The 14,742-nt window shown below is 59.9% G+C and carries 19 protein-coding genes; 3 read left to right on the plus strand and 16 right to left on the minus strand.

Features of this window, described 5'->3' with window-relative positions; translation table 11 throughout:
• Positions 1-51: 51 nt before the first annotated feature.
• The gene (locus ACR0KJ_RS13000) at positions 52-735 is read left to right on the plus strand and encodes a DUF1045 domain-containing protein (RefSeq protein ID WP_170454525.1); all 684 of its coding nucleotides are present in this window, start codon (positions 52-54) and stop codon (positions 733-735) included.
• Here ACR0KJ_RS13000 and ACR0KJ_RS13005 read toward each other — a convergent pair.
• From ACR0KJ_RS13005 to phnG, 9 genes are read right to left on the minus strand one after another with little or no spacing between them, the layout of a single operon-like run.
• Entirely contained in the window at positions 717-1,265 is a 549-nt protein-coding gene (locus tag ACR0KJ_RS13005) for an AAA family ATPase (RefSeq protein ID WP_170454527.1), read from the minus strand. The genes ACR0KJ_RS13000 and ACR0KJ_RS13005 overlap by 19 nt on opposite strands.
• On the minus strand, positions 1,262-1,945 hold the full coding sequence (gene phnL, locus ACR0KJ_RS13010; protein WP_170454529.1) for a phosphonate C-P lyase system protein PhnL: 684 nt from the start codon (positions 1,943-1,945) through the stop codon (positions 1,262-1,264). The genes ACR0KJ_RS13005 and phnL overlap by 4 nt, the downstream gene beginning before the upstream one ends.
• A 22-nt stretch (positions 1,946-1,967) precedes the next feature.
• Entirely contained in the window at positions 1,968-2,747 is a 780-nt protein-coding gene (gene phnK / locus ACR0KJ_RS13015) for a phosphonate C-P lyase system protein PhnK (protein WP_480626874.1), read from the minus strand.
• On the minus strand, positions 2,747-3,145 hold the full coding sequence (locus ACR0KJ_RS13020) for a VOC family protein (RefSeq protein WP_480626863.1): 399 nt from the start codon (positions 3,143-3,145) through the stop codon (positions 2,747-2,749). Before ACR0KJ_RS13020 ends, phnK begins: the two co-directional genes overlap by 1 nt.
• The gene (locus ACR0KJ_RS13025; protein WP_170623882.1) at positions 3,142-4,020 is read right to left on the minus strand and encodes an alpha-D-ribose 1-methylphosphonate 5-phosphate C-P-lyase PhnJ; all 879 of its coding nucleotides are present in this window, start codon (positions 4,018-4,020) and stop codon (positions 3,142-3,144) included. The genes ACR0KJ_RS13020 and ACR0KJ_RS13025 overlap by 4 nt, the downstream gene beginning before the upstream one ends.
• Positions 4,017-4,613: an HAD family hydrolase gene (locus ACR0KJ_RS13030; protein ID WP_480626864.1), complete on the minus strand. Its 597-nt coding sequence runs from the start codon at positions 4,611-4,613 to the stop codon at positions 4,017-4,019. Before ACR0KJ_RS13030 ends, ACR0KJ_RS13025 begins: the two co-directional genes overlap by 4 nt.
• Complete coding sequence (locus tag ACR0KJ_RS13035; RefSeq protein ID WP_170623884.1) at positions 4,610-5,701, minus strand: carbon-phosphorus lyase complex subunit PhnI; 1,092 nt, start codon at positions 5,699-5,701, stop codon at positions 4,610-4,612. Before ACR0KJ_RS13035 ends, ACR0KJ_RS13030 begins: the two co-directional genes overlap by 4 nt.
• Positions 5,702-5,704: 3 nt before the next feature.
• A complete protein-coding gene (gene phnH / locus ACR0KJ_RS13040; protein WP_170454542.1) occupies positions 5,705-6,280 on the minus strand; it encodes a phosphonate C-P lyase system protein PhnH in 576 nt (191 codons plus the stop codon).
• Positions 6,280-6,738: a phosphonate C-P lyase system protein PhnG gene (phnG, locus tag ACR0KJ_RS13045; RefSeq protein WP_170623886.1), complete on the minus strand. Its 459-nt coding sequence runs from the start codon at positions 6,736-6,738 to the stop codon at positions 6,280-6,282. Before phnG ends, phnH begins: the two co-directional genes overlap by 1 nt.
• Positions 6,739-6,840: 102 nt before the next feature.
• Here phnG and phnF point away from each other — a divergent pair, with 102 nt between their 5' ends.
• Positions 6,841-7,551, plus strand: coding sequence for a phosphonate metabolism transcriptional regulator PhnF (gene phnF, locus ACR0KJ_RS13050; protein ID WP_170623887.1), 711 nt, complete (start codon positions 6,841-6,843; stop codon positions 7,549-7,551).
• Between the two features lie 151 nt (positions 7,552-7,702).
• On the opposite strand, the gene ACR0KJ_RS13055 is transcribed toward phnF, so the two are convergent.
• The 5 genes from ACR0KJ_RS13055 to phnC all read right to left on the minus strand — a co-directional run bounded on the left by ACR0KJ_RS13055 (position 7,703) and on the right by phnC (position 12,437).
• Positions 7,703-8,317, minus strand: a complete 615-nt coding sequence (locus ACR0KJ_RS13055; protein WP_170454549.1) for an LbetaH domain-containing protein — start codon at positions 8,315-8,317, stop codon at positions 7,703-7,705.
• 19 nt (positions 8,318-8,336) lie between these two features.
• Complete coding sequence (gene phnE, locus ACR0KJ_RS13060; protein WP_480626865.1) at positions 8,337-9,704, minus strand: phosphonate ABC transporter, permease protein PhnE; 1,368 nt, start codon at positions 9,702-9,704, stop codon at positions 8,337-8,339.
• Positions 9,701-10,582, minus strand: a complete 882-nt coding sequence (gene phnE / locus ACR0KJ_RS13065) for a phosphonate ABC transporter, permease protein PhnE (RefSeq protein ID WP_170454553.1) — start codon at positions 10,580-10,582, stop codon at positions 9,701-9,703. The genes phnE (ACR0KJ_RS13060) and phnE (ACR0KJ_RS13065) overlap by 4 nt, the downstream gene beginning before the upstream one ends.
• A 66-nt stretch (positions 10,583-10,648) precedes the next feature.
• Positions 10,649-11,551: a phosphonate ABC transporter substrate-binding protein gene (gene phnD / locus ACR0KJ_RS13070; protein ID WP_170454555.1), complete on the minus strand. Its 903-nt coding sequence runs from the start codon at positions 11,549-11,551 to the stop codon at positions 10,649-10,651.
• A gap of 64 nt (positions 11,552-11,615) precedes the next feature.
• Positions 11,616-12,437, minus strand: a complete 822-nt coding sequence (phnC, locus tag ACR0KJ_RS13075) for a phosphonate ABC transporter ATP-binding protein (protein ID WP_170454557.1) — start codon at positions 12,435-12,437, stop codon at positions 11,616-11,618.
• Positions 12,438-12,600: 163 nt separating this feature from the next.
• Here phnC and rpe point away from each other — a divergent pair, with 163 nt between their 5' ends.
• Positions 12,601-13,290, plus strand: coding sequence for a ribulose-phosphate 3-epimerase (gene rpe, locus ACR0KJ_RS13080; protein ID WP_170454559.1), 690 nt, complete (start codon positions 12,601-12,603; stop codon positions 13,288-13,290).
• 67 nt (positions 13,291-13,357) lie between these two features.
• Here the strand turns inward: rpe and ACR0KJ_RS13085 are convergent, their stop codons facing one another.
• Both ACR0KJ_RS13085 and ACR0KJ_RS13090 read right to left on the minus strand, forming a co-directional pair.
• The gene (locus tag ACR0KJ_RS13085) at positions 13,358-14,221 is read right to left on the minus strand and encodes a M48 family metallopeptidase (RefSeq protein ID WP_170454561.1); all 864 of its coding nucleotides are present in this window, start codon (positions 14,219-14,221) and stop codon (positions 13,358-13,360) included.
• A gap of 360 nt (positions 14,222-14,581) precedes the next feature.
• On the minus strand, positions 14,582-14,742 hold a 161-nt coding region (locus ACR0KJ_RS13090; RefSeq protein WP_480626875.1), incomplete at its 5' end, for an EF-Tu C-terminal domain-related protein.

Consider the following 14,742-nt stretch of genomic DNA (forward strand, 5'->3'; position numbering starts at 1 on the left):
GAACTTCACGCAGTTTGAGATATTGAACGGCCACGTAGCTAGGAGGCCAATGTGACATTCACGCGATACGCGATCTATTTTGCCCCGCCCGTTGACGCGGAATGGACGAGATTTGCCACCCGTTGGCTGGGCTGGGACATGGAGGCCGGAACGCAGGTTACGCACCCGGTTGTCGACGGCATCGACGTGGCCACCGTCACCGAGGTTCCGCGCAAATACGGGCTGCACGCAACGATGAAGCCCCCCTTTCGCTTGCGCGACGGCCAAACCGTGGACGCGCTGCACGATGCCTGCGCCGCGCTGGCCGCGCGTCACGCGCCGGTCACGCTGGACGGGCTCGAGATCGCGCGTCTGGGCCGGTTTCTGGCCTTGCGCCCCGTTGGGAACACCGATGCCCTGAACGCTCTGGCCGCTGGCTGCGTGCAGGATCTGGATACGTTTCGCGCGCCCGCGTCCGAGGCGGAACTGGCCCGCCGCCGGGCGGCAAAGCTGACCCCGGAACAGGACGCCAATCTTGTTCAGTGGGGCTATCCCTATGTGCTGGACGCGTTCCGATTTCACATCACGCTCAGCGGGCGATTGGACAAAACCACGCTGACAGACGTTGAAAGCGCACTGGCCGATCATCTGGCCCCGCTGCTGCCGTCGCCCTTTCAGATCAACGATCTGGCCCTGATGGGCGAGGCTCAGGACGGTCGCTTTCACCTGATCCATCGCTACGCCCTTTCCGACTGAAGCTGCGCAAGGATTTCGCTGACCGTGTCATCCAAAGCGCCCGAATTGTCGATCTTGATCACCCGGTTCAGCCCGTCCGGCAGGGGCGTTTTGGCCCGGCCCAGACGCTTGGCCTGATCCGCCGCGCTTTCGCGATCCCGCGCGGCCAGACGCTGTGCAAGCACCTCGGCATCAGCGGTCAGAGAGATCACGATCAGATCGCCAAACACCTTCTGCGCCTGCACCAGCACAGCGCGCGAGAAATTGACCAGCACTGCCTGACAGTTCTGTCGCTGTTCGGCGATCCCGGCTGGTACGCCATACAGCAACCCATGCGCAGGCCAGTGCATGGCAAAGGCACCGTCCAGCACCATCTGCTCGAACACCTCGACCGAGACACGGTCGAACTCCTCGCCCTCTTCCCCTTCGGGCCGGGTGATCACCCGCCGCAATCGCTGAATACCCGGCGCGCGCGCCTCCAGCGCCGCCATGACGCTGTCCTTGCCAACGCCTGATGGACCCACAACCGCTATGACCGGGGCGAGTGTCATGCCGCCTGTCCGGGCGTGAATGTGGACACATCCACCGCGCGGTCGCAGACCCGATCACGCGCATCAACGTCGTGGAATATCCCAACAATCGCCGCGCCACGCGCCTTGGCCTCATCGATCAAGGACAGAACGGTTTCCCGGTTCTGTGCATCCAGACTGGCGGTCGGTTCGTCCAACAACATCGCCGGATACTCATGCGCGAAGCCGCGCGCGATGTTCACACGTTGTTGTTCGCCCCCGGAAAAGGTCGTCGGGCTCAGGGACCACAGCCGTTCCGGTATGTTCAGCCGCGCCAACAATCCCGCTGCCTTGTCCAACGCCATCTGCCGATCGCATCCAATCGCCAGTAACGGCTCGGCCACTACCTCCAACGTCGGCACGCGCGGCACAACCCGCAGGAACTGGCTGACATAGCCAAGCGTGTCCCGCCGCAGAGCCAGAATCTCGCGCGGTTCGGCTTGCGCAACATCCAACCCAGCAACCTGTACCGAACCGGACGCGGCCAGATAGTTCCCATAGATCACCCGCATCAGCGTGGACTTCCCTGCACCGGACGCCCCGGTCAGGGCAACACATTCGCCCGGCGCCACCGTCAGCGAAGCCCCCTCCATCACCGGGATCACCGCACTGCCCTGATTGTGCAGGGTAAAGCTCTTGCTGACGTCCTTCAGCTCAATCATCACTTCATCTTTTCCCAAATACTCAAACCTGCAGGACGCTGGACACAAGCAACTGCGTATAGGCATGTTGCGGATCGTCCAGCACCTGATCGGTCAACCCGGCCTCGACCACGTGCCCGTCCTTCATCACTATCAATCGATCCGCCAGCAGGCGCACCACGGCCAGATCATGGGTCACAATGATCGCGCTCAGGCCCATTTCGCGGACCAACCCGCGCAACAGGTCCAGCAGACGCGCCTGAACCGAGACGTCCAGCCCCCCGGTCGGCTCATCCATGAACACCAGTCGAGGGCCCGTGACCAGATTGCGCGCAATCTGCAACCGCTGCTGCATCCCGCCGGAAAACGCTGTCGGGCGGTCATCGACCCGGGATGCTGCGATCTCGACCCGGCCCAGCCAGTCAATCGCCTTGTCGCGGATTTCGCCATAGTGCCGGTCGCCTACGGCCATCAGCCGTTCACCAATGTTGCCTCCGGCACTGACCGACATGCGCAACCCGTCGCGCGCGTGCTGGTGCACAAAGGCCCAATCGGTGCGGCCCAGCATCCGGCGCGCAGGTTCCGACATGGTGACCGTATCCACCGGTCCATCTGCGCGAGTGTCAAAGATCACCTGCCCCGCATCCGGTTCCAGATGACCGGCCAGACAGTTCAGCAGGGTGGATTTCCCCGACCCGCTTTCGCCAACGATCCCCATCACCTCGCCGGGGTAGAGATCGAAGCTGACATCCGCACAGCCGATCCGCGTGCCATAGCGTTTCTCGATGCCCTTGACGCTCAACAATGGCACGTTTTGCCCCATCATTCCGCGCCCCAATCCGGAGCAACCGTCTGAGGCTGATAGCTGCCAAACGACCACTCATGCCCTTCTGAATCGCGCGCCCGATAACGGCGCGTTCCAAATTCAGTATCCTCGGGCGGGTAAACAATTTCGGCGCCAGCCGCCTTTGCGGTTTCGAAATGGGCGTCCACATCCTCGACGACCAGATAAACGCCGGGGCTCTGCACCTGCACGGCATCGTCGACCGTGCCCATCGTGATGACGCCGTTGCCATATCGCATCTCGCCATGCATCAGCCGACCGTCCTCGCCATCAAAGGCCTGAACAACCTCCAACCCAAACGCACGCTGCAAAAACTCAACCGCAGCCTTTGCATCGACATAGCTGAAATAGGGAACAATCGAAGGCCTTCCTGTCATCTCATCTCTCCTTGCAATTCCGGCTGTGTTTCGCCCAATCGCCCCAAATGGCCCGCCGCGCGGCGCGAGCGGCAGTAATCGGTATCCGAGCATACGAACATCCGGCCACCCGCATCATCCATGATGACCTCGTCCAGATAGCTGTCTTCGGCCCCGCACAGATCGCAGGCGTGATCGGCCTTGGTGGCCTCAAACGGATAATCCTCGAAATCGAGGCTGACGACCTTGGTGTGCGGCGGCACCGCGTAAATCCGCTGCTCGCGGCCTGCGCCAAACAGTTGGATCGCGTCCATTTCCAGCTTGGGGTTGTCGAATTTCGGAATCGGCGATGGGTCCATCACATAGCGGTCGGACACTTTCACCGGGTAAGCGTATGAGGTCGAAATCGCCCCGTGCTGGCTGATGTCTTCATAGAGTTTCACATGCATCAGCCCGTATTCTTCAAGGCTGTGCATCTTCCGCGTTTCGGTCTCTCGCGGCTCCAGAAAGCGCAAAGGTTCCGGGATCGGCACCTGATAGACCAGGATCTGATCCTCGGTCAGCTTGGCTTCGGGGATGCGGTGGCGGGTCTGGATGACGGTCGCCTTCTCGGTCTGTTCGGTGGTTGCGACGCCTGCCGTGTTTTCAAAGAACTTGCGGATCGAAACGGCATTGGTGGTGTCATCCGCCCCCTGATCGATCACTTTGAACGTATCATCCGGCGTCAGCGTCGCGGCCGAGACCTGCACCCCGCCCGTGCCCCAGCCATAGGGCATCGGCATCTCGCGGCTGGCAAAGGGCACCTGATAGCCCGGAACGGCCAAACCCTTGAGAATGGCACGGCGGATCATCCGCTTGGTCTGCTCGTCCAGATAGGCGAAATTATACTCGCTCATAGGAACCCTCTTTCAGTTAGAGCGATCTCCAGCGCCTGCTGTGTCGTGAAATGGATACCATCCATTCCGACCGCCCGAGCGCCTTCGACATTGTGCAATCCGTCATCAATAAAAACGCAGCCCTCGGGCGCAATTCCCGCCCGTTCACACAGCAGATGGAATATCCGCGCGTCCGGCTTCTTCATCCCTTCTTCGCCAGACACAACCAGAGTTCCGAACACCTCACCCAGACGTGGGTGTACTTTTAACCCCTCGGGCCAGGTTTCAACGGACCAGTTGGTGATGGCATGCACCGGTGTTCCCTGCGCCTTGAGCCTGTCCAGCACGTCCCAGGTCCCGTGGATCGCATTTTCAACCGTTCGGGCGTAAAGATCGACATATCCGGCGAACAACTCCCGGTCCTGCGGGTCCTCCAGCTCCTGCGCCAGATCAGCAAAGCACTCGCCATTGTCCCCGCGCGCGTTTTTTTCCCGAAAACCTGTCCGCTCAATAAACGCATGGGCGGCGTCCTCGGAACCCAATGCCTCGACCCAGGCCAGATGCGGCTGCCAGTCGATCAGCACACCACCAATGTCAAAAACAACCGCCTTCATTCCGCAGCCTCCCTGGGCGTAATGCGTTCTTCCGCCTCGCGGCGCAGTTTGCGCACCAGTTCCAGTTCGGACTGAAAATCCACGTAATGCGGCAACTTGATGTGTTCGAGGAACCCTGTGGCCTGAATGTTATCCGCATGGCTCAGAACAAATTCTTCATCCTGCGCGGGGGCACCCAGATTTTCCTCTCCCAACTCCTCCCACCGCAGCGCCCGGTCGACCAGAGCCATCGAGATCGATTTGCGTTCGGATTGACCAAAGACCAGCCCATAACCGCGCGTGAATTGCGGCGGTTCGGTTTTTGAGCCTTTGAACTGGTTTACCGTCTCGCATTCGGTCAGTTCGACCTCGCCAATGTCGATGGCAAAACCCAGTTCCGGGATGTCCATCTCAACCGTGACCTTGCCGATCCGCAACTCGCCGACAAAGGCGTGGTTGCGGGCATAGCCGCGCTGGGTCGAGTAGGCCATGCCCAGCACAAACCCTTCATCCCCGCGCGTCAGAGATTGCAGGCGCAGCGGGCGGTTCGAGGGAAACTCCATCGGTTCACGTGTCAGATCGCCCGGGGTTTCATCGCTAAGGGGTTCGTCTTGGATGATATCCTCGCCTTTGAGGAATTCGGTGATATGCGGCGTTGGTTCGGTACGCGCTGATCCTTCAGGGGTGGCAGGCACCTCGCCATCTGCGGCCAGTTTGAAATCCAGCAACCGGTGGGTGTAATCAAAAGTCGGGCCCAGAACTTGCCCGCCCGGTGCGTCCTTGAAGGTGGCCGAGATGCGACGGTCGCAAGCCATCTGCCCTGTCTCGACAGGGTTCGAGTAGCCAAAGCGTGGCAGGGTGGTGCGATAGGCGCGGATCAGAAAGATCGCCTCGATCAGATCCCCGCGCGCCTGTTTGATCGCCAAAGCGGCGAGATCAGGATCGTACAGGGACCCTTCGGCCATGACCCGATTGACCGCAAGGCTCAGCTGTTCCCGGATCTGGCCGAGGCTGAGCTCCGCCACATCTGTCGCGCCGCGCCGTTCCTCGGCAAGCCAGCTATGGGCGTTCTCAATGGCTTTTTCGCCCCCTTTGACAGCGACATACATGACCTAGCCCTCCGCCCTGATCTGCGTACTGCGTGGCACGGCAGCGACCTGTTCTCCGCAGGTCAGAAAGAAATCGCACCCCAACGGGTAGAGTTTCGAATTCGCCTGAAACGCAGCGATGTCGGGCACAGCCAGATGCGCCACATCCTTGATGCCGGGACCGGACAAAACAGCACCCACCTGTTCCAGCGCCTCGCATTCGACAATCAGAGTGGCCGAGCGATCCGGGTATTCCGGCGTTCCGATGCGATAGACGTCAAGCGGGGCCAACGCATCCCAGGTTCCAACCGCAAAGTCGGCCTCGGGCGCGGGTACCAGCGGAGCGCCGGTGTGAAAGGTCAGCCAGTTGCGGACAGCGTCGGTGTCAACAGCCCCGGCCAGATTCAGCTTGGTTTCCGGGTCACACAGCGTCAAAAGCAATGTTCCGGCGGCCGCGGACAGCGGGCTGGGCGGCACAACACCGGTCAGCGGGCGGATTTCGCCGGGGCGCGCCATCACTGTCATCGCAGCGCGGAACGCATGAGCGGCCTGGATCGGTGCGTTGTCGAAGCCACCCGAGAATTGCGTTTGCGCCGACATCAATCTTCCCCCCGGACCATCGTGAAGAACTCGACCTTGGTTGCGGCTGCTTTGGCCGCGCGCGTGGCCTTGACCGCCTGCATCTGCTGTTTCAGCGGATCAAGGAGTTCGGACCGCAGGGTTGACGCCGCCGCCGTCTGCATCATCGCATCGATCACCGCCGCCGCCTCGACCTTGGGTTTCGAGCGTCCCTGAACGTAGCCATGCCCAACCGTGCCATCCTTCAGAACAACCGAGCAACGCGTAACCGTCATTTCACCCAGGTTGAACGGCGCACCGGTTCCACCCGCGCGTCCGCGCACCATCACGCCGCCGGTTTCGGGCCGACGCAACCACTCAAAAGGGGGACGGTCCGCAAGATCCTTCCAAAGCGTCAACATTGCATCTTCCGGAGCGCGCGCCAAAAGGCCCATCCACTCTTGCCGGGCAGCCGTCGCGATTTCTGTTTGATGTGTCATCAAAGCCTCTTGGCTGGGTTGTCTATCTATACTATACAACTAGACAAATATTAGCGTGCGTGCGTGCGCCGTGCAATCAGAACTCTGTGAATATTTGGTGACATGAGCAAAACGCCGATCTGGAAAAGCATCGCCCTCAGCCTGACGTCGGATATCGCCGAAGGGCGGTATCAAACGGGTGATCGCCTGCCGACCGAGGCGCAGTTGGCGGCAACTCATGGGGTCAACCGCCACACGGTCCGGCGTGCCCTGTCGGATATGGCCGATCAGGGGCTGGTCCACGCACGGCGCGGAGCGGGCGTGTTTGTGGCGGCGAGGCCCACGGATTATCCCATTGGCAAGCGGGTGCGTTACCACAAGAATATCTCAGCCGGCGGCAAGATCCCCGGCAAGAAAATCCTAGCGCTGACCACCCGTGCGGCGGATGAGGCAGAAGCCGAGGCTTTACAGCTTGAACAAGGTGCCTCGGTGCACGTCTATGACGGGTTGTCTTTGGCGGACGGGCAACCCATCGGCCTGTTTCAAAGTGTGTTTCCGGCTGAGCGGTTTCCCGATCTGCTCAAGGCCCTCTCGGACACGCAATCCGTTACCAAAGCCCTGCAAACCTGTGGCATTTCCGATTACACCCGAATTTCGACCCGGCTGACAGCGCGGGCGGCGACCGCAACACAGGCGCTTCATTTGCATATGGCAGAAGGGGCTCCCGTGCTGTTTTCAATCGGCATAAACGCCGACCCGGACGGCAATCCTGTGGAATATGGCCGAACCGTTTTCGCCGGCGAGCGTGTGACATTGACCCTGAATGAGGATTGAACCCAAGGGGCTCCCGCCCGTCTTCGCCCTCCTGCCGGAGGCCTCATCCTGTTGGGCGTAGCGCCGCGCGCAGCGCGGCGCCGGGCCCAAGGTCGCCAAGGGGGATCGGCGCAGCCGATGCACCAGCGGGCGCGGGAGAGTTTGCCTTTTCCTATTCGTACTTCTCCAGGAAGGCTTCGGCACTCAGGGTGCGGAAGTCCGGAAGGGCCGCCCGCAAACGGGCATTGTCCCAATCCCACCATGACAGGGCCAACATCCGGTCGGACACCGTGTCAGAGAACCGACGGCGTATCTGGGCCGCTGTGACGCCACCAACGATGGTGTAAGGCGCGACATCCTTGGTCACAACGGCACCAGAGGCGACGACTGCCCCATGCCCGATGGAAACCTCGGGCTTGATGATCGCCGCATGACCGATCCAGGTGTCGTGGCCGATCCGCGCCGTCCGGCTGGCACGATGGGCAAACCATTCGGCATCGTCCTCTTCACCGTCCCAATAATCTGCCGACCGGTACAGGAAATGGTGCAGCGAGGCTTTCTCTATCGGGTGATCCGTTGCCCCGATCCGGGTGAAGCTGGCGATATTGGCGAATTTGCCGATCTCGGCATTGGCAATGTCACAGGTCCGGTCGCAATAGGAATAGTCACCCCAGACCGTATTGGCGAGGCGGCTACCCGCGCCGATTTCGACATATTCCCCGAACCGGCTGTTACTGATCTGGCAATCGGGATGGATGAACGGCTGATCCGCGCGCAGTCGTGGCATTGTCTCGTCCGTTGTTAGATCAGGGCAGCAGGAAGGGTTTGCGCTTGGGATCGCGCGGTTTGCGTGCCTTTCCAATCTCCCCCTGTATCAGGCGACGCCGCAACCAGCCCGAGAACCAGTCCATCAGCATCACCATCAGGATGATCAGGACGATGTAATAGGCGACCTCCTCCCAGTCTTTCTGCGTGATGATCGCTTGGGTCAGCAACAGGCCGATACCGCCGCCCGTGATCGCACCGATCACGGTGGCGCTGCGGGTGTTGGATTCCAGGAAATACAGAAGCTGGCTCAACAATACAGGTGTGATCTGCGGGATGACCCCAAAGCGATAGCGCTGCGGCGCGTTTGCACCGGTCGATTGCACGCCCTCAATCTGTTTCTGGTCCACATTCTCCAAAGCTTCCGAGAATATCTTGCCGAAGGTGCCGGTATCCGTCACCAGCATGGCCAAAGCGCCGGTCAACGGGCCGGGCCCAAAGGCGCGGGCCAGAACAACCGTCCAGATCAAGGCGTCCACGCCGCGCACAAAGTCAAAGATACGTCGTGTGACGAACCGAACGGATTTCAGCGGGTTGAAGTTGCGCGTCGCCAGAAAGGCCAGTGGCAAGGCCACGATGGCCGCGCCGAACGTGCCCAGAAACGCCATCAGGATCGTCTCGAATATGGCCCAGGCCACGTCCTGGTGCCGCCACATCTTGTTGGTCCAGAAATCATTGAAAATTGCCCCGGCTTCCCCGGATGCAGCGCGCCCGGCGAGATCGGAGAATGACTGGCCGTAATAGGGGCTGTCCAAAGTGAACCAGAACAGCTCCCACCCGGTGAAATACCGAAACACCTCGGCCCGGTTCCGGGTCACAGTCAGGCGACCGGCATCGGTGGTGATCGCCATCCGGTTCTTTGAAACATTGATCCAATCGGGCACATCGCCCGGCGGCAGTTCGGCCTGCACCCCGGCGGATCGGGTCGGTGTGGCGCGCACGGTGCCGTAGCCGGGAATGTCATATTCGATGGTCTCCGGACCAAAACGCACCACATGCCCGTCTTCCAGATCGATGACGGTCGTTTCGCCCAGCGTCACCCAATCCGGCGCCTCGCCTTCGGGGTAGGCGCCCTTGCGCTCGCCTTCGATGGCGGCTGAGACCTCACCTGAGCGATTATCCCGCTCGATATGGGTTTTGTAACTATAACTGTCGGCGACCAGAGTTCTGCCGTTTTCCAGGTTCGCCCGCCCCGCCAAACCCGGCACGTCGAAGGCGAAGAACACATAGACAAGATAGACCAGCACCAAAGCCGGAAGGCCGAAATTCACCAGACGTTTTCGGCTGAACAGACGGTCCGCTTCGGCCTTCAGTTCAACAACGGTCAGATCGGTTGCGAAGGTGCTCATGCCGAAGCTCCTTTTTCCGACCCATGGGTCAGGCGGTCGCGCAGCACACCCGAGATCTGGTCCACGACGACAATAGTGACAAAGAGAAGAAGGAAGATGGCGGCGGCCTCGTCATAGCGCCCCTGCCCCCAGGACATCGAGTTGCGCAGCTCATAGCCCAGACCGCCAGCCCCGACGAAACCGAGGATGGCCGAGGCGCGGATGTTGATCTCGAACCGCAGCAAGGCATAGCTGACATAGTTCGGCCCGACCTGCGGGATCACACCCAGATACATCCGTTGTGACCAGTTCGCACCGACCGAATGCAACCCCTCGACCGGTTTCAGCGAGGCGTTCTCATTCACTTCCGAGAACAGCTTGCCCAAGGCCCCTGCCGTATGAATGGCAATCGCGATCATCGCCGGAACCGGACCACCGCCCAGAACAAAGATCAGCACCAGCGCGATCACGATCTCCGGTATCGCCCGGCAAATGTCGGCAATGCGGCGGAACAGCGGGATCAGCGAAGGCCAAAGCGCCATGCCCCGCGTCGACATCAAGGCCAGAAACGTCCCCGCGATAGTCCCGATCAGGGTCGATGCTGCGGCGATGTTGATTGTCTCGATCAAGGCCGGGAAGAACGTGACCAGATTCTCGGGCATCGCGCCGATCTTCTCCCACGCCTCGGCCAGAACCTCGGACGGGTAGTCGAAGATGCGGTGCCAACCATCGATAAAGCTGCCCGCGTTGCGGCTGTCTGCTGTACGAAAGCCCGCGACCATCAGCGCCACAAACAGGATCAGAAGGATACCACCATAGACCCGCTTGCGCCGTGTCATCTCGGAATAGTCGGCCCGGATCTGGGCGACGCTGGGGGGCCCTGCGGTCAGGTCTGTCATGGAATGCTCCTGAGTGGAAAAACGGGGCCCGGCAGGTACCGGACCCCGATCTTGGAGGATGCAGGCTTAGTTCGACTTCAGCTTGCGCGCTTCGATGATGATTTCGTAAGCGTCATGGGTGATCGGTTCGAACGCTTTGGCCTCACCAGCGGCAACGCCGTAGAAGCATTCACGGTCCTTTTCGGCCAGACCCGCCATCAGCGCGGTCATCTTTTCCTTCACATCCGCAGGCAGCGCGGTGCGCAGTACAACCGGGCCTTCCGGGATCGGCTTGGACTGCCAGATCATGACCATGTCGTTCATGTCGATCAGACCCGCATCAACCGCACGACGCAGGGCACCGGAGTTGAAACCGTCTTCCCAGTCACCCAGTCCATCGGCCCAGGTCACGCCGCCATCAACGTCGCCGTTATTGACAGCAACGATGGTCTGTTCGTGACCGCCAGTGAACTTGACTTCACCAAAATAGTCGCCCGACTCCATGGTCGAACCGGTGGCCTGTGGGATTTCGATGGACGGGATCAGATAGCCCGAGGTCGAGTTCGGATCGCCGAAGCCAAAGGTCTTGTCCTTCATGTCTTCCAGCGAGGTGATGCCGCTGTCCTTGCGGGCAAAACCGATCGAGTAATAGCCGTAGCCGCCATCGGTGTTGACCTTGACCAGAACCGGCTCGACCGCTTCGGGGTCGCTCAGATAGGTTTTTGCGTAACCCGATGCGCCCAGCCACGCCATGTCGATTGTGCCGCCCAGCAGGCCTTGAATCACGCCATCATAGTCGGCAGGCGCGAACAGCTTGGTTTCAACGCCCAATGTTTCTTCGGTGTATTCACGCAGGCATTCGTTGTTGTTCAGGCGGTCCTGAGCGTTCTCACCGCCCAGAATGCCAATGCGGAACTCGCTGATGTCGTCAGCCAGGACCGGCGCGGCCAAGGCGGTGGTTGCAGCAAGGGCAGCAATCAGTTTTTTCATCTGTCTCTCTCCAGGTTTTTGTGCCGGCCTTTCATCGGCCGGTCGATGAAAGGGGTTGGGTGGCTCAGATGGTGGCTTCTGCTTCCATCAGGGCCTTCTGGGTGGCGTCCAGAGTGTCGATCTCGGTCGAGGTCGCCTCTTCCGAGAAGCTGGCATCAGCGCCATAGATTTCGCGGGCGACGCCGGTGGTCAGTTGCTCGGGCAGGCCGTCGAACACGATGCGACCGTCACGCATTCCGACGACGCGGTCGCAGTAGCGGCGCGCCGTGTCCAGCGTGTGCAGGTTGGCGATGACGGTGCGGCCATCTTCCTCGTGGATACGACGCAGCGCCTGCATCACCACCTGCGCATTCATCGGGTCGAGTGAGGCAATCGGCTCATCCGCGAGAATGATCCTAGGGTCCTGCATCAGGGCGCGGGCAATGGCCACGCGCTGCTGTTGTCCACCCGAAAGCGCCTCAGCCCGTTTGGGCGCGTGTTCGGCAATGCCCAGACGGTCCAGAATATCGATGGCGCGGTGAATTTCGGCCATCGGGTACAGGTTGAACATCGTCGCCAGCGTCGAGTGGCGGTTCAACGTGCCGTGCAACACGTTGGAAACCACATCCATGCGGGGCACAAGATTGAACTGCTGGAAGATCATCGCGCAATCCGCCTGCCATGCCCGTTTCTCTCGCCCCTTCAACTGGGTCACGTCGCGGCCTTCGAACAGAATCCGACCTTCCGTCGAATCCGTCAGACGGTTGATCATCCGCAACAGCGTCGATTTGCCCGCACCCGAACGTCCGATGATGCCGATCATGCACGGCTTGTCCACATCCAGCGTCGCCGCGTCCACGGCTGTATTCCCGCCAAAGCGTTTGGTCAGTTTCTCGATCCGCAGCACGTGCCACCCCCAATTCGTGTTGGCGGTCTGCTACAGATGCCGTTCAACGAATACGTGTCACTGCGGTGAAAGTTTTGTAACGGCGCACGGGTCGCAGGGGCTACCCTTTGCGTCACGGCGCGGGTATACGCGACCGCGACTCTTTTGCTGACACGAGGCCACCATGAGCTTTGACCGCACCATCAAGATCGCTCCGTCGATCCTGTCCGCCGATTTCGCCAATTTCGGGGCCGAGATTCAGGCCATCGAAGCCCAAGGTGCCGACTGGGTACATGTGGACGTGATGGACGGCCATTTCGTCCCGAACCTCACCTTCGGCCCCCCGGCAGTCAAGGCGTTCCGCCCGCATGTGAAAACCGTGATGGACGTGCACCTGATGATCACGCCGGTCGATCCCTACATCCAGGCCTATGCCGATGCGGGCGCCGACATCCTGACCGCCCATGTCGAGGCCGGGCCGCACACCCATCGCACCCTGCAGGCCATCCGCGCGGCGGGCATGAAAGCAGGCGTCGCCCTGAACCCCGGCACCCCTGCCGAGGCGGTCGAGCATCTGCTGGACCTGACCGATCTGGTTTGCGTGATGACGGTGAACCCCGGGTTCGGTGGCCAGAAGTTCATCGACATGACCGCCAAGGTCCGCAAACTGCGCCAGATGATCGGCGACCGCCCGGTACATATCGAAATCGACGGTGGCGTCGATCCCCGGACGGCACCACTGGTTGCGGCAGCGGGTGCGGATGTGCTGGTGGCCGGATCAGCCGTATTCAAGGGCGGATCGGTGGATCAGCCGGAGGTTTATGGTGAGAACATCCGGGCCGTTCGCGCGGCGGCTGAGGGTGGGTTGTCCTAATTCAGCAGCTTATGGCGGCGGCTGACTGGGTCTGTGCCGAATGGATCCCGGGTCACAAAGTCAGTCGCTATGTAGCCATTCGTGCGCCGCTGACACGGCGTTTTCGGGCCCGGCCACGGGAAGCGGAAACGCTTCTTGGGTATTTTTGTTTCGCGAAGACGATAAGCTCTGACACACGTGTGCAGTGGTGTGGGAAAGACGAAAAAGCACGGGCCAACCAGCCAAAGAAACTCCCATTGTATTTTCTTCCCTGTGCGACATACGCGCGAATGTTGACACGGTCAGCAATCTCGGAGCCTACAGCCATTTTCATCATGGACCTCACAGCGACCCGAGTGTTGCCATCAATCATGCGCAATCCCATTCTGTCGCCTGATAGTTTGGTTGCGCGTTCGTAGGGGAAAAGCAAAATATTGAAGATCAATAGCTTCTCCACACTGTTAATGAAGAATTGCAACCAGCCAAACCGGAAATGTTTAGCTGCCAATGCGCCCACAAATCGCCCCACAATAAATCGCAGTTCGTCCTTAGTGTTTTCGTTCCTCAGAAGCTCGGAATTCAGAAGCAATATCTTGGTGTTGAGAAGCGACAGGATTGATGCATTGTAAGATCCATCCTCATGAACATATGCCTCGACCGTTCGGTTGTAACCAAAAAGCTCCTTCGCTTCTTTGATCGCATCGTTGGCTTCAGGGAAAGACGCCGCTGAAACCTGGACAAAATTGTTCATCCAATGCGCGACAGCCAACCTAAGGCTAAACCACAGCGAGAAAAGGATGATCGGAACCAGCAAAAGAATGGTTCCAAAAGTTGCGACTGTTAGCAGCGCCGTTACGAAACCAAACGGAATCAAAACAAACAAGGTTATGTAAAAGCGTGGAGTCTCAGTAGGATGTCTTAGTTCCTGCATTTCATTTTTTGACAAAGGCATGGGAAATCCCCCACAAAAATCGTGAAAAGAAATAGATTATGAAATTACATCTATTTTGTAAGACGAAATCAACTGTTCAGTCTTTCTACGGAATCGCGGAACCCGGTCGTATTATTGAGTACTATGCGCTAACGCCAAATGTTCGGCGATGACTTTCGCAGCGAAGGGCTCGCCACAAAAAAGGCCGCCCCTTAGGGAGCGGCCTTCTCAATCTCAACGACGAGCCGGGCTGAAGCCTGGCCTACCGATTACTCGATGATCTTCGACACACTACATTTGGTGTGTCTCGGGATCATTGAGTTCAAACAAAAAAGGCGTCCCGAGGGACGCCCTTTCCGTTTGATCATTCGCAGGTGCGAATTATTCAATAATTTTGGAAACAACACCCGCACCAACGGTGCGGCCACCTTCGCGGATGGCGAAGCGCAGACCGTTTTCCATCGCGATCGGTGCGATCAGCTCAACGCCGAACGACACGTTGTCGCCGGGCATGACCATCTCGGTGCCTTCCGCCAGGGTCA

This window comes from Ruegeria sp. AD6, assembly GCF_056542325.1.